Source organism: Cypionkella sp. (assembly GCF_028290025.1).
Classification (GTDB): domain Bacteria; phylum Pseudomonadota; class Alphaproteobacteria; order Rhodobacterales; family Rhodobacteraceae; genus Cypionkella.
The window spans coordinates 79,254-93,519 of record NZ_JAQGKQ010000112.1 but is presented as its reverse complement, the minus strand read 5'-3'; the positions used below and the strand labels follow the sequence as shown (position 1 = coordinate 93,519).

Here is a 14,266-nt window from a genome sequence, read left to right as displayed (position 1 = left end):
TTATGGCGGAAATTATGGCAAAATTCGGCTTCGATTTACAGGCGACCGATGGCGCGGCACGCACTGGCGTGATCCACACGCCGCGCGGAGCTATCCGCACGCCAGCCTTCATGCCGGTGGGCACGGCGGCAACGGTGAAGGCGATGTTGCCGGAATCCGTGCGCGCCACCGGTGCCGATATTTTGTTGGGCAATACCTATCATCTGATGCTGCGGCCCACTGCCGAGCGCATCGCGCGCCTAGGCGGTTTGCACAAGTTTATGAACTGGGAGCGGCCTATTCTGACCGATTCGGGCGGCTTTCAGGTGATGAGCCTCGCCGCTTTGCGTAAGTTGACCGAAGAAGGCGTGCGGTTTTCCAGCCATATTGATGGCTCAAAGCATATGCTTTCGCCAGAGCGCAGCATGGAAATCCAAAAGCTGCTCGGGTCGGACATTGTGATGTGCTTTGATGAATGTCCCGCCTTGCCTGCAACGGATGCTGAGGTGGCAAAATCAATGGCACTGTCGATGCGTTGGGCGCAACGCTCGCGTGATGCGTTTGGCGATCGGCCGGGACATGCGTTGTTTGGCATCATGCAAGGCGGTGTCACGCGGGATTTGCGCGAGGAATCCGCCAAGGCGCTGACCGCAATTGGCTTTGACGGCTATGCGGTGGGCGGTTTGGCTGTCGGCGAAGGGCAGGAGGCGATGCTCGGCGTTCTGGATTACGCGCCGGGGATGCTGCCCGCCGATAAGCCACGTTATCTGATGGGCGTCGGCAAGCCCGATGATATTGTCGGCGCGGTAGAGCGCGGCATTGACATGATGGATTGCGTGCTGCCGTCACGCTCGGGCCGCACCGGGCAAGCATGGACGCATCGCGGTCAGGTCAATATCAAGAACGCGCGGCATATGGATGATCCGAGGCCGCTGGATGAAAGCTGTAGCTGTCCGTGCTGCGCCAATTACTCGCGAGCTTATTTGCATCATGTGTTCAAGTCGGGCGAGATAATCGCCTCAATGCTGCTGACATGGCATAACCTGCATTATTATCAGGTGCTGATGCAGGGTCTGCGCGACGCGATCGGGGCAGGGCGCTTGGCCGGGTTTGTCGCCGACTTCCATGCGCAACGCGCGTTAAGCGATATTGAACCGGTTTAACGCGATTCAATCTGCCTTTCTTCGGTTTCCTTTGAATCAGCGATTGCAATGCTGCTCGCGCGTGCGACTCGGTCGGACTGCGGCGGAATTGTGTTGACCTAAACCCTTTGGTCCTTACTGTTCGGTACGCTGGCGGCAAGGTGCGGGGCCCGTCACGCTTTCGTCTTTTGATATTCAGGAGGTCGATTTGAACGTAAAAAGTTTGGAAGCGAGCACGGCTGGCTATTATGATTTGGTCCGTCACGAAATAATGCCGCTTGTGCCGAAGGGCGGGAAACGCCTTTTGGATGTGGGTGGCGGCGAGGGCGCTACGGTAGTTTGGCTGAAGGAGCATGGCTACGTTGAGCAGGCCGGGGTAGTAGACCTCATTAGTCCTGAACGACCGGACGCCCGGCTCGATTTTCATGTCGCGGGCAATCTTGAGGATGACGCGTTTGTGCGCCGACTGTTAGAGCAGCACGGGCCTTTTGACGTTATTCTGTGTCTTGATGTGCTCGAACATCTTGCAGATCCGTGGTCAGTTGTGCGTCGGCTGCATGAAGCGCTGGCGCCGGACGGGGTGATCGTGGCCAGCATCCCCAACATCCGGTATTTTGAAGCCTCATTTCCGTTGTTCTTCCGGGGCAAATGGACCTTGCGAGACTCGGGGGTGCTTGATCGCACGCATCTGCGCTGGTTCGTCAAGCAGACCGCCTGTGAGCTTATGACATCAAGTGGGCTGGTGCTTGAAAGGGCTATTTCCAAGCCCGGACGCGGTCGCAAGATGAAATGGGTGATGCGCGCGACGTTGGGCCTGTTGAATGATTTCTTCACGGTGCAGTTTTTGATCCGCGTGCGAAACCGGTCGGCTCGGTTCTGACGCTGCGTGATGATAGGGTTTGCTTAAGGTTGATGGGCGAACCTGCTTGCCCCCGCTGGATCGGCAGCGCATGATTACACAAGATGCGGTGGTTGACAGGCAGGCTTGCCACACCCAAATACATAATCCGAAGGGGAAAGCCTTACTGCTGCCGATAATCGGGGCCAAGGCTTTCCTGCCAGATAAGGAACGCGATATGACTGATACTCTCGCCACGAGCTACCCGGTTCTGCCGCTGCGTGACATCGTGGTCTTCCCGCATATGATCGTGCCGCTGTTTGTGGGCCGCGAAAAATCCGTGCGGGCGTTGGAAGAAGTGATGGCGGATGACAAACAGATTTTGCTGTCGAGCCAGATTGATCCTTCCGTAGACGATCCCGCAACTGACGGGATTTACCAGATTGGCGTTCTCGCCAATGTGCTGCAACTTTTGAAATTGCCTGATGGCACTGTGAAAGTGCTGGTTGAAGGCAAGGCACGGGTGAAAATCACCGAATTTGTTGAAAACCCCAGCTTCTTTGAGGCGCGGGCAGAGCGTTTGGCTGAGTCTCCCGGCGATAAGGACAGCGCCGACGCCATGGTGCGCGTCGTTGCCGAAGAATTTGAGCGTTACGCCAAGATCAAGAAAAACATCCCCGAGGAAGCTTTGTCGGCTGTCTCGGAAACCCGTGAGCCTGCGCGCTTGGCGGATTTGGTTGCCGGACATTTGGGGGTTGATGTTGGTCTGAAGCAAGACCTGCTGGAGACGTTGGACGTCGCTGTGCGGCTGGAGAAGGTCTACGGCCAAATGCAGGGCGAAATGTCGGTCTTGCAAGTTGAGAAGAAGATCAAGACCCGGGTGAAGTCTCAGATGGAGCGCACTCAGCGCGAGTATTATCTGAATGAGCAGATGAAGGCCATTCAGAAGGAACTCGGCGACGGTGAGGAAGGTCAGAACGAACTGGCCGAGCTTGAGGCGCGGATCAAGGCCACCAAGTTCTCGAAAGAGGCGCGTGATAAGGCTGAGGGCGAGCTGAAAAAGCTGAAGAATATGTCGCCGATGTCTGCGGAAGCGACCGTCGTGCGCAACTATATCGACTGGCTGTTGTCGGTGCCGTGGGGCGTGTCTTCGCGCGTTAAGAAAGATCTCGGTGCGGCGCAAAAGGTGCTGGATGCTGATCACTACGGGCTGGAAAAGGTCAAAGAGCGCATCGTTGAATATCTGGCGGTGCAAGCGCGTTCGACCAAGCTGAAGGGGCCGATCCTGTGCCTTGTTGGCCCTCCGGGTGTGGGTAAAACCTCGCTGGGGCGCTCGGTGGCGAAGGCTACCGGGCGTGAGTTCATCCGGATTTCTCTAGGTGGCGTGCGTGACGAGTCTGAAATCCGCGGTCACCGTCGGACCTATATCGGCTCTATGCCCGGTAAGATCATTCAGGCGCTGAAAAAGGCCAAGACCACAAACCCGTTGATTTTGCTCGATGAGATCGACAAGATGGGGCAGGATTTCCGCGGGGATCCGGCGTCGGCTATGTTGGAGGTGTTGGACCCGGAACAAAACTCGACCTTCGTCGATCACTATATGGAGGTCGAATACGACCTGTCGAACGTGATGTTCATCACCACGGCGAACTCTTACAACATGCCGGGGCCGCTGCTTGATCGGATGGAGATCATTCCGTTGTCGGGCTACACCGAGGACGAAAAGCGCGAGATCGCCAAGGGCCATTTGGTGCCGAAACAGATCGCGGGCCATGCTTTGAAGAAGGGTGAGTTTTCGATCACCGATGCCGCGCTGACCGAGATGATCCGCACCTATACGCGGGAAGCGGGGGTGCGGAATCTTGAGCGGGAAATCGCCAAACTGGCGCGGAAGGCTGTGACCGAGATCGTCAAGAAAACCGCGAAAGTGGTTGAAGTGACCGAGGATAAGCTGGAAGGCTACCTTGGCGTCAAACGCTATCACTATGGTCTGGCCGAGCAAACCGATCAGGTTGGCGTGGTGACGGGTCTGGCTTGGACAAGCGTGGGCGGCGATCTGTTGCAGATCGAAGCATTGCGGTTGCCCGGTAAGGGCCGGATGAAAACCACCGGTAAGCTGGGCGATGTGATGAAGGAGTCCATCGAAGCGGCTGCCAGCTTCGTGCGCTCGATCAGCCCAGAACTCGGGGTGAAACCGCCGAAATTTGAGACGATGGACATTCACGTCCACGTTCCAGAAGGGGCGACGCCGAAAGACGGGCCGTCCGCTGGTCTGGCGATGGTAACCTCGATCGTGTCGGTGATCACTGGTATTCCGGTGCGCAAAGATATTGCAATGACGGGCGAAGTCACCCTGCGCGGCAATGCTTTGCCAATCGGCGGGCTGAAAGAGAAACTGCTGGCGGCGTTGCGCGGCGGGATCAAGACGGTGTTCATTCCGGCTGAGAATGAAAAAGACCTGATTGAGATCCCGGATAACGTGAAGCAAGGCTTGCAGATCATTCCGGTCAGCAACGTGCGTGAAGTGTTGAAATTGGCGTTGGTGCGTCAACCGGAGCCGGTGGAATGGGACGAAGCTGCCGAAGAAGCCGCCGCTGCTGCGCGGGCTTTGGCGGCGGGGCCACACTCGCCATCTCTGGCGCATTAAAGCGCAAAATCTCGTCTAAAATATCAGCAAGGGCGCGAGTGCAAACTCGCGCCCTTGTGTTTTTTCGCTTTGACAGCTTGGTTTTAGAATAAAATGCAAGTATTGGTTTCTCGTTAAGCGATAATCTTCTATGTCTGTTTCTAAGTAAGCCCCAATGGGAGAGTTTTGAATGGTTACGAAATCCGCGAGCGCCGAACCTGCGCCAAAAACATTGAAATCGAAAACCGCAGCAGGCAGCGTCACTGCGAAATCTGCCGCAGCGAAAACAGCCCGCGTTGCGAAAAAGTCCGAAGCCGCCGCAGTCGCGGTAAAGTCACAAGTTGCAGGGAAAAACATGAACGAGATCGCCGAAATCGCTGACACGGATGCCAAAGCTGTGGCGCAAATGAAGGTAAAAGACCTGATAGAGCGGGTTGCGGGATCGGTTGAGCACAACAAAAAAGACGTGCGCACTATCGTCGAAGCAACGCTGGTCGAACTTGGCAAAGCCATGGAAGCGGGCGAAAGCCTGAACCTGCCGCCGTTCGGCCGGGTGCGGATTGCCAATCAAAAAGCCGATGCTACCGGGCAGTTGCTGACGCTGAAACTGCGCCGCGGCGGCGAGAAGAAACCGGCCAAAAATGCTGGTAAAGAGGCTCTTGCAGGGGCCGGCGAAGCCAGCTAAATACCCCGCAACGGGAGATTAGCTCAGTGGTAGAGCGCGTCGTTCACATCGACGATGTCAGGGGTTCAAATCCCTTATCTCCCACCATTACAAGCTATTGATCTTAAAAAACCCCTTGTAACCGAGGGGTTTTTTACGTTTTGGGTTACACCTCAGGTTACGAGATTGAAGCTACCTTAAGGCAAAAACAGATCACACGCCGATAAGGCTTGATTTCCGACTGCGCGCTGCGAATAGTCAACCAAAGCGGCGGGCGCGTTGTAGCCACTCATCCGATTTTATAGATGGTTTTCAAACATTTGGCTTTCCGATTTATCCACACTGCGGATTTGCATCTGGACTCGCCTTTGGTGTCGCTGGCGCTGCGCAACGCTGATCTTGCCGATCAGGTGGGGGTCGCAAGCCGATCAGCGCTGACGAAGATTGTAGACCTGTCCTTGGCCGAGGCCGTTGACGCGGTGCTGATCGCGGGGGATCTTTGGGATGGCGGGTTGAGTTCTGCCAAAACCGCACGGTTTTTGAAGCAAGAACTGCTGCGGCTGGAGGAGGCTGGCATCCGCTGCTTTATCATTCGCGGCAATCACGATGCGATCTCAAAGGTTACGCGTGAACTTGATCCGCCTGCAGGGACGCTGGTATTTGGGCCGAAGGCAAAAACCGTAACCTTCGAGGTAGCCGGCCATTTGGTTGCCGTGCACGGCGTCAGCTTTGCAGAGCCGATTGCGGTCGGCAGCCTGTTGCCGCTGTATCCTGTCGCGGTGGCGGGGGCGTTTAACATCGGCATGATGCACACCAGCCTTAACGGCAGCGCACGGCATGATGTTTATGCACCCTGTAGTGTCGCGGATTTGGATGCACATGGTTACGATTACTGGGCGCTTGGCCATATTCATCGCAGGTCAGAGCATCGCGGTCGGGCGACGGTGGTAATGCCCGGTATTGCGCAGGGACGTGATATTGGTGAGGCCGGGGCCTGTTCGGTGACGCTTGTGGCAGTGGATGATCAGGGAAATGCGGTGACTGAAGAGCGCAGTGTTGCTGCGCTGCGGTTTGATCGGCTGCGGATTGATCTTACTGATATTTCGGAGTGGGCAGAGGTGATCTCGGCTGTCGACAGCGCACTGCGTGACGTGGCATGCGCGCCGCGCGCCGAGCCGCATCTGGTGTTGCGCCCGATGCTGGTAGGCTCGACGCCGCTTGCGTGGCGGCTGGCCCGCGATCTGGACCGGCTGTGCGAGGAAGCCCATACTGTCGCCGCATCGGTTGGGGGCATCTGGATCGACAAGCTAGAGAATGGCACCACTTCGCTGGGAGCAGGCATCTCCAGCCAGTTGCCTGCCGATCTGGTCGGTATCGTTATGGCTGAGTTGCCGAATGATCCGGCGCTGCTGGCGGCATTGGCCGAGGCGGCGCGCGTGTTGATGCTCGATTTACCGCCGGAATTGCGTGATTTATTAGGCGACGATGCAGACGTTGTTGCTGCCGCGCGAGGCTTGTTGCTGGCGGATGGCAGCGCGCAGATCGTGGCTCGGCTTAGCGCGGGTGCAGACGTCTGATGCGCTTGGAAGGCTTGGATCTGACCCGTTACGGCCGCTTTACCGAGGCAAAGCTGGCGTTTCCCGCGCCCGCAGTCGGTGGCGCTGATCTGCATGTGATCTTCGGGCCGAACGAGGCTGGCAAATCGACGCTGTTCTCGGCTTGGCTGGATTTCCTTTACGGCATCCCGTCACGCAGCCGCTACGATTTCAAACATGCCGGACCCACGATGTGGATCGGGGCTCAGATCAGCCATGCCGGTGGTATGCTGAATCTATCACGGCAAAAACGCACCGCTTCCAGTCTTCTTGACGCGCATGGCGCTGCGGTGCCGGATGCTTTGCTGCAATCGGCGCTGGGTGGGCTTTCGCGCGAAGGCTATATGGCGATGTTTTCGCTGGATGATGAGACGCTGGAAAAAGGCGGTGAAGGCATTCTCGCAAGCCGGGGTGATCTGGGTGAGATGTTGTTTTCGGCCAGTGCCGGGCTTGCCGGGCTTGGCCCGCAGCTGGCTGCGATCCGGGTCGAGTTGGACGGATTTCACCGTGCCGGCGGCCGCAAGGGCATGGTTTCCGAGGCAAAGACCCGGTTGGCCGAGTTGGATCGCCAGCGTCGCGCGCTTGACACCTCGGCTGCGACTTATCAGCGGTTGGGCCGCGAAGCTACTGTGGCCGAACGCAACTGGCACATCGCGCGCGACGCCGAAGCTGCCAACACCCAGACCCTGCGCGATCTGCAAGGTGCGTTGGCAGTCTTGCCTTTGCGTGAGCGTCTGGCGCGGCTAGAGGCCGATCATGCCGAATATGCACATTTGCCCGACGCCGACGACGTGGTGGTGCAGAACCATCAGGCGTTGGACGAGGCTCGCAGTGTCTTGGCAAGCCGGATTGGTGAGCGTGCCGAGCGGATCGAGATGCTGGAATCTCGCACTGCCAGAATGACGCCGGACCCCGCGATCTTGGGCGTACGAGATGCGATTCTGTCGGCCGATGCGCTGCGTTCGGCACATGACACCGCCGTGCAGGACTTGCCGCGCCGCAGAGATGAGGCGGCACACGTCGAGACGGCATTGCGGGAAAGCCTTGTGCGTTTGGGTCGGCCCGGTGTAGCGGTTGACGCATTGTTGCTGGACCCGGCGCGCTTGGGCGCGCTGCGCGGCTTGCTGGCCGAACGCTCGGGTGTCTTCACCGCTGTCGAGCGTGCGACAGGCGAGGCTACGAAGGCCAGTGCCAAACTGAAAACCGCGCAAAATCGGCTTGGCGATCCCGGCACGCCGGAAGATCTTGCCGGCTTGCAGGTGTTGCTGACGCGGTTTCGCACGGCAGACCCGAGTGGTGTTTTGCGTATGGTATTGCGCGAGCGAGACGCATTTGCGGCGCAGATGCAAGCCGCGCTGCAAACGCTTGCGCCGTGGAGCGGCGATGCCGACGCGCTGGCAGCGCTTGGGGTTCCGGCCAGCTGGCAGGTTGAGGCTTGGGTTGGTGATGCTGAACGCTGCCAACAAGCCGTTGCAGATACCGAGCGCGCGCTGCAACAGGCGCAATCCGCTTATGACAGTGCCGAGGCGCTGGCAGGTCAGGCGACAGAGGTGGCAGCGGGTGTCACTTTGGCCGATGCGGCTGCGGCGCGCAGCCGACGCGAAGCCCGTTGGGCCAGCCATCGCGCTGATTTGAAGTCTGCAAGTGCGGATGCTTTTGAGGCGTCACTGCGGCAGGATGATCAGATTTCGGCATTGTTGGCAGATACGATGGCGCGGGCGCGGTTGGCTGTGGTTGACGCCGCGCGCCGCGCCGAGCTGGTGGCAGAGGTGGTTTCGGCGCAAAATCAATGTGCGCAAGCCCGCGCTGAACGCGATGCACTTGCGGTTACGCTCGACGCCACCTGTGCTACGCTTGGCCTGACGGGGGCCGCTTTGCCGGATCTACGCGTTTGGCTTGACCTGCGGATTGCAGCCTTGGGGGTTCGTGCGGCGCTGCGGCAGTCCGACGATGCGCTCGGCCGCGCTGATGCCGATTTGCGAACTGCCACAGCGGCGCTTCAGGCCACGCTTGGGCTTGGCCCGGATCATGGCGGTTTTGATGCGCTTTGGGCGACGGCAACCGCACGGCTGGACGCCTCGGATAAGCACCGCGACGCCCGCCGTCAACTCGGCGAATTGCATACCGAACTGCAAGAGCGCATCAACGATCACACCGCAGCCGAGGTCAATGCGGCGGCATGGCTGACCGCTTGGCAGACTGCCAGCGCCAACACTGCGCTTGCAGGCTTACCCGCCGACAACGCAGGTCTGGGCGATATGCTTGAGCTTCTGGATGCGCTGGGGCGCGATGCGGCCCTGCTCGCTGGGTTGTCGGACCGTATTGGCAAGATGGAGCAAAACCGCGCAGGCTTTCGCGACGCCGTGGCGCTGATCCTGTTGGCAATCCAACTGCCGCTTGAGACATCTTGGGCAGAATTGCCTGCGCGCCTGCGTCAGGCCGAAGATGCCAGCACCAAGCTGGCTGAATTGACGCGCAATCTGACCGAAGACAATGCGGCGCAGACAGAGGATAAGCGGCGGGCTGAAACCAATGCAGCGGCGTTAAGCGAGTTTGGCGCAGCACTCGGCTGGACAGAAGGCGGTGCCAAGCTTGGCAGTCATGTGGTGGACTGCCAGCGCGTGACCCAGTTGCGGCGTGAAATCCGTGGCCTGCGCGTTGATCTTGCCAACCACCCCCAGCAAACCGAGTCGGGTGACGATGCCGCGTTGACTGCACAAGAGGCCGCGACACAGGCCGCATTGGAGCTTTGTCACAGCGAAACGCAGGCGGCCTTTGCAATTCTACTGGAGGCGAAGCGTCAGCTAAGCGCCGTCGGCGGCGATGATGCCGTGGCGCGCCTTGAAGCTGAACGTGCCAATCTGCTGAACGCTCTGCGGGACGGCGCACAGACACATCTGGCGCGGCGCTTCGGTCTGATCGCGGTGGAGCAAGGTCTGCGCCGCTACCGCGACAGCCACCGCAGCGCCATGCTCGATCGCGCCTCGGCAGAGTTTCACAGCCTAAGCCGGGGGGCGTATACTGGCCTTGCCGCACAGCCCGATGGCGGATCCGAGGTGCTGGTGGCTTTGTCGGCGACAGGTGCCGCGAAACTGGCCGCCGATCTCTCAAAGGGCACGCGGTTTCAGCTATACCTCGCGCTGCGTATCGCAGGCTATCACGAACTCGCGCAAAGTCGCCCCACCGTGCCATTCATTGCCGATGACATCATGGAAACCTTTGATGATGACCGCGCCGCTGCGGCGTTTACTTTGCTTGCCGACATGTCGCGCTCGGGTCAGGTGATTTACCTTACCCACCATCGCCACCTTTGCGACATTGCTCGTGCCGCTTGTCCCGACGTTCGGGTGACCGATTTGCAATCGCTTTGATTTGCCCTGAACGCTATCAGTCGGGTGATCCGATGCGGGTCTGGATGATCGCAGGGGCGATATGGTCGGCGGCGACTGGACTGGGGCTGACCTATGCCGTGCCGCCTGCTTCGTTTGAGCGGACGGGTCAAAAGGTGCGAGACCCCGAGCGGATCGTCGGCGAGGGTTTGGCCACCTGTCTGGACAGCACATTGTTGCTGGCGGCTGCGTTCGAGGCAGCGGGGCTGAACACTGCGATTTTGTTCTCGCAAGGTCACGCTTGGGTCGGCGTCTGGCTGGTGGCGCGCAATTTTGGCCGACTGGTAGAGCCCGACGTGGTTGCAGTGCGCAAAGCTGCTGCGGCGCGTGATTTCGTGCCGCTGGAAACCACGCTGCTGACCAAGCGCCCCGGTATAGGATTTGAAGCTGCGGTGGATGCGGGCCGGGATCGGCTGTCTGAAGCGCGCGAGACAGAGTTTATACAGGTCGTCGATATCAACCGCGCCCGGGCGGCGCGTATTCGCCCGTTGGCAAGTCACCGGGTGGCGCAAGAGGCCGGTGTTGAGGATGAAACGGTCGCCGCTGCCGCGCTGCCACGTCCGCTTGATCTGGGCCATCTGCCGGGTGAGTTGATCGAAATTGCGCCCACCCCACAGCCATGGGCCGGATTGAGCGTTGGCAGCGCAAGTTGCTCGAACTGTCGCTGGCCAATCGTTTGCTGAACTTCAAGGATACCAAGCTGGCAATCCCGATGGTCTGCCCGGACGTGTCTGGGTTGGAAGATCAGCTTGCAGATGGCACGGTGTTTCGTCTGCTGGCGCTAAAGGATGAACATGCGGTGTCTGGCCGCGATTTGGCTGCCGAAGAAGCGCGTCAGATTGAGGTCGGGTTGGCGCGCGACGCTATGGTGCGTGGTCAGGTTGCCGTGCCCCTGACCAGCCGCGACATGACCAACCGTCTGACCGAGCTTTACCGCAAGGCCCGCAGCGATGCAGCCGAAGGTGGCACCAATACGCTGTTTTTGGCGGTGGGTTTTCTGCGCTGGAAGCGCACCGACAGCGACCCACGCCATTACCGCGCGCCGTTGCTGCTGCTGCCTGTCAAGCTGGAGCGTCGCTCGGCGCAATCAGAGTTTCGACTGTCGCAGCTTGAAGACGAGGTGCGCATCAACGCGACGCTGCTGGAATTCCTGAAACGCGACTTTGAGTTGCGGATGCCTGAGTTGGAAGGTGAATTGCCACGCGATGAAAGCGGCCTGGATATTCCGCGCATTTTGCAGATTTTGCGGCATAAAGTCCGGGATGTAGCCGGGTTCGAGGTGCTGGAGGATTGCGCGCTTTCGACATTTTCCTTCGCGAAATACTTAATGTGGAAGGATTTGGTCGACCGCACCGACAATTTACGAGAAAGCCGTTTGGTGCGGCATTTGGTGGATAGTCCGACCGAAAGTTTTGAAGGCAGCACGCGGGCGATGCCGCAGCCTGCTGATATTGACCGCAAACATGCTCCTGCGGATTTGCTGGCACCGTTGCCCGTCGACAGCTCGCAACTCGCAGCGGTGATGGCAGCGGCGCAGCAGCGAGATTTTGTGCTGATTGGCCCACCCGGAACTGGCAAAAGCCAGACAATCACCAATATCATCGCTGATCAACTGGGCCGGGGCCGCACCGTGTTGTTCGTGGCCGAGAAGGCCGCCGCATTGGACGTGGTGCATCGGCGGCTTGAGCGGCATGGCTTGGGCACGGCGGTTTTGGAACTGCACTCCAACAAAGCCGACCGCAAAGCGGTTTTAACGCAACTTGACCGCTCATGGGATCGTGCCAGCGGACATAGCACGGCGGACTGGGTCCGCGTCACCGATGATCTGCGGGTGACACGCGATCAGTTGAACGGCTATGTCGCGGCGCTGCATTTACCCGGCACTCAGGGTTTCAGCGTTTATCAGGCGATTGGGCGCGTGGCTAAGCAGCCTGCGGGGGTACTATCTTTGGCGTTCCCAACAAGGATTGCCACGATCAGCATACTTGGCTGCGGTTGTGCGGGCTCGCGGCGGAGTTGGGGCAACGGTATCGCATCGTCGCCGATCTGGGCACGGGTGGCCCGCTGTTGTTGGTTGCTCCTGGGGAATGGTCATTTGGCTGGCAGGATGCGTTCCTTGCGGCAGCGGCCCGACTGCGCATTACATTGCACGAGGCGCAAGCGGCAAGGCGCGGGTTGGCGGAACTGCTCGGATACCCTGCCACCATCGTCGGCTTGCCGGAAGTTGTGGCCGCGCTAGGCATGGTGCCTCCCGCTCGTTTGGGTCGCCCCGCGGTGTCCGAGGTCGCTTTGAACGGGGGCCAGGCTTTGCGCGCAGAGCTGGCCTCATTCGCCGAAGCAATCCGGACTTGCCGTGATCAACGGCAGGCGTTGGCTGCCAGTTACCCGGATGATGTGATTGCCGAAATGCCATTAGAATCGCTGGATATTCAATGGCGAGAAGCGCAGACCAAGATGTGGCCGCTGGCCGGTATCGCGAAGACCAAGCTGCAAAAACTTCTTCAATCCTATGCGAATGGCGGCACTGCCGATCCTGCCACAGATATTGCGGCGCTTAAGCGACTGCTCAGGGCGCAAGGGCTTGTTGCCCAGTCTCCGCTATCCGCATTGCCCGGATTTGTGGGTGAGCGTCCTGATATAGCTGCGCTATCCGCTGTGCTGGATGAGGCCGACGGCTTTGCCAAACTTGAAGCAAGACTGACCGATGCAGGCGTGCCGTGCGCGCGCTTGATGGAACAACGCGCAAGTCTGATACAGCGCGACGGTGGCGGGTTTGAACCGCTGTTGCGGCGTCTGGCAGCCGCAGAAACCGCTCTGGCCGCCGATATGTTGGCCTCGCAGCCAGGGGCGGCGACGCAAATGTGCCTGTTGATCAGCTTATGCCGCATCTTGCCGCCATCGAAGCGGTGCAAGCGCGGCTGCCCGATTGGATGAAATGGCTGGCGACGCGGGGGCAGGCGGCGGCGCTGGGATTGCAGTTGCGGAGACTTCATCCAAGATCGACGGCATATCCTTTTCGTATTCGGCAAGGTCATCGCCGTCGCCATCATTGCTACGGCCAAAGAAGTTCGTCGGCGGCAACTGACGCGGATCACCCACGATGATCGCTTGTTTGCCGCCGCAATCGCGCCAATCGCATCCCATGTCGAAATCTGCGAGGCTTCGTCAAAGATCACCAGATCGAATTGCGCTTGGCCCGCCGGCAGATATTGCGCGACTGACAACGGCGACATCAGCACACATGGGGCGAGTTTGCCAAACGGCTGATCGGGTGGATGGGCTGTTGCGTGAGGTGTTAGTGAAAGATCGCCAGCGCAGGTTGGCATTGGTCGAGCTTGAAGTGCCCGAAGTTGACAGCGTAGACGACGCTGCACTGACAACGCTTGATGCGTTGCCTGATGACATTTCCACTGAAACGCCCACCGCATTCCCGCAATCCAAACCAATCCTGACGTCTACGACAGTGCTCAACCATCTGCCGGAAACGGCAGCTGCGGTTCAGTTTGCATCGGCTGATCTAATCGAGGCACAGTCGGAAGCACAGCCGCTGAGCGAGCATACGCTGCAACCAGATAAGTTTTTCGACGAGGATTATTCTGACACGCTGGAGGCACTGGTGCTCCAGCTTATCCAGACGCAGGGTGCCATGACCGCCGCCGCGTTGGCGCGCAGCGTGGCCCAGTTGCATGGTTGGCAGCGCACAGGTGGCCGCATCCAGGCGAGGGTGACGACATTCCATGGCTTACTCGATCAGCAGGATGAAAACGGCACCATCTTCTTCTGGCCCAAGCAGGGTGTCGTGCCGCGCGCTACCTTCACGGAGCTTGGCGGGCGAAGCCTGAGAGAGGTATCCCGGACTGAAATCGCTTGGATGGAAGACCAGCACACGGCGCGCATTTCGGCGTCAGTCGATCCGGTTTTGGAACTGTCGCGGCTGCTCGGGATCGCGCGGCTGAGCCAGGACGCGCGCAGCTATCTTGATCAATGCAGATGCTGGAGAGCTGAAGATAGCGCCACTCCGCGATGAAAGCTG

Annotated in this window: 11 protein-coding genes and 1 tRNA gene; 11 read left to right on the top strand and 1 reads right to left on the bottom strand. The window is 59.4% G+C overall.

Going from position 1 to position 14,266, the window contains the following annotated elements:
• The first annotated feature begins 11 nt into the window (after positions 1 to 11).
• The 3 genes from tgt (at position 12) to lon (ending at position 4,606) form a co-directional block, all read left to right on the top strand.
• Positions 12 to 1,142: a tRNA guanosine(34) transglycosylase Tgt gene (gene tgt, locus JWS10_RS20010; RefSeq protein ID WP_299509609.1), complete on the top strand. Its 1,131-nt coding sequence runs from the start codon at positions 12 to 14 to the stop codon at positions 1,140 to 1,142.
• 187 nt (positions 1,143 to 1,329) lie between these two features.
• Complete coding sequence (locus tag JWS10_RS20005) at positions 1,330 to 2,001, top strand: class I SAM-dependent methyltransferase (protein ID WP_299509550.1); 672 nt, start codon at positions 1,330 to 1,332, stop codon at positions 1,999 to 2,001.
• A 196-nt stretch (positions 2,002 to 2,197) separates the two neighbouring features.
• On the top strand, positions 2,198 to 4,606 hold the full coding sequence (gene lon, locus JWS10_RS20000; protein WP_299509548.1) for an endopeptidase La: 2,409 nt from the start codon (positions 2,198 to 2,200) through the stop codon (positions 4,604 to 4,606).
• A 15-nt stretch (positions 4,607 to 4,621) separates the two neighbouring features.
• On the opposite strand, the gene JWS10_RS19995 is transcribed toward lon, so the two are convergent.
• On the bottom strand, positions 4,622 to 4,942 hold the full coding sequence (locus JWS10_RS19995) for a hypothetical protein (RefSeq protein WP_299509547.1): 321 nt from the start codon (positions 4,940 to 4,942) through the stop codon (positions 4,622 to 4,624).
• Here JWS10_RS19995 and JWS10_RS19990 point away from each other — a divergent pair.
• The 8 genes from JWS10_RS19990 to JWS10_RS19955 all read left to right on the top strand — a co-directional run bounded on the left by JWS10_RS19990 (position 4,941) and on the right by JWS10_RS19955 (position 14,260).
• Positions 4,941 to 5,270 (top strand): HU family DNA-binding protein, encoded by a 330-nt coding sequence (locus tag JWS10_RS19990; RefSeq protein WP_299509546.1) that lies wholly within the window; start codon positions 4,941 to 4,943, stop codon positions 5,268 to 5,270. The genes JWS10_RS19995 and JWS10_RS19990 overlap by 2 nt on opposite strands.
• A gap of 12 nt (positions 5,271 to 5,282) precedes the next feature.
• Positions 5,283 to 5,357: transfer RNA gene (locus tag JWS10_RS19985), tRNA-Val, on the top strand.
• Positions 5,358 to 5,554: 197 nt separating this feature from the next.
• Complete coding sequence (locus tag JWS10_RS19980; protein ID WP_299509545.1) at positions 5,555 to 6,826, top strand: DNA repair exonuclease; 1,272 nt, start codon at positions 5,555 to 5,557, stop codon at positions 6,824 to 6,826.
• Positions 6,826 to 10,215: a YhaN family protein gene (locus JWS10_RS19975; protein ID WP_299509544.1), complete on the top strand. Its 3,390-nt coding sequence runs from the start codon at positions 6,826 to 6,828 to the stop codon at positions 10,213 to 10,215. The genes JWS10_RS19980 and JWS10_RS19975 overlap by 1 nt, the downstream gene beginning before the upstream one ends.
• A 32-nt stretch (positions 10,216 to 10,247) precedes the next feature.
• On the top strand, positions 10,248 to 10,916 hold the full coding sequence (locus JWS10_RS19970) for a hypothetical protein (RefSeq protein WP_299509543.1): 669 nt from the start codon (positions 10,248 to 10,250) through the stop codon (positions 10,914 to 10,916).
• A complete protein-coding gene (locus JWS10_RS19965; RefSeq protein ID WP_299509542.1) occupies positions 10,883 to 12,472 on the top strand; it encodes a DUF4011 domain-containing protein in 1,590 nt (529 codons plus the stop codon). The genes JWS10_RS19970 and JWS10_RS19965 overlap by 34 nt, the downstream gene beginning before the upstream one ends.
• Complete coding sequence (locus tag JWS10_RS19960) at positions 12,409 to 13,167, top strand: hypothetical protein (RefSeq protein WP_299509540.1); 759 nt, start codon at positions 12,409 to 12,411, stop codon at positions 13,165 to 13,167. Before JWS10_RS19965 ends, JWS10_RS19960 begins: the two co-directional genes overlap by 64 nt.
• 358 nt (positions 13,168 to 13,525) lie before the next feature.
• Positions 13,526 to 14,260 carry a DUF3320 domain-containing protein gene (locus JWS10_RS19955; RefSeq protein ID WP_299509608.1) on the top strand — a complete coding sequence of 245 codons (735 nt, stop codon included), beginning with the start codon at positions 13,526 to 13,528 and terminating at the stop codon, positions 14,258 to 14,260.
• Positions 14,261 to 14,266 lie beyond the last annotated feature (6 nt).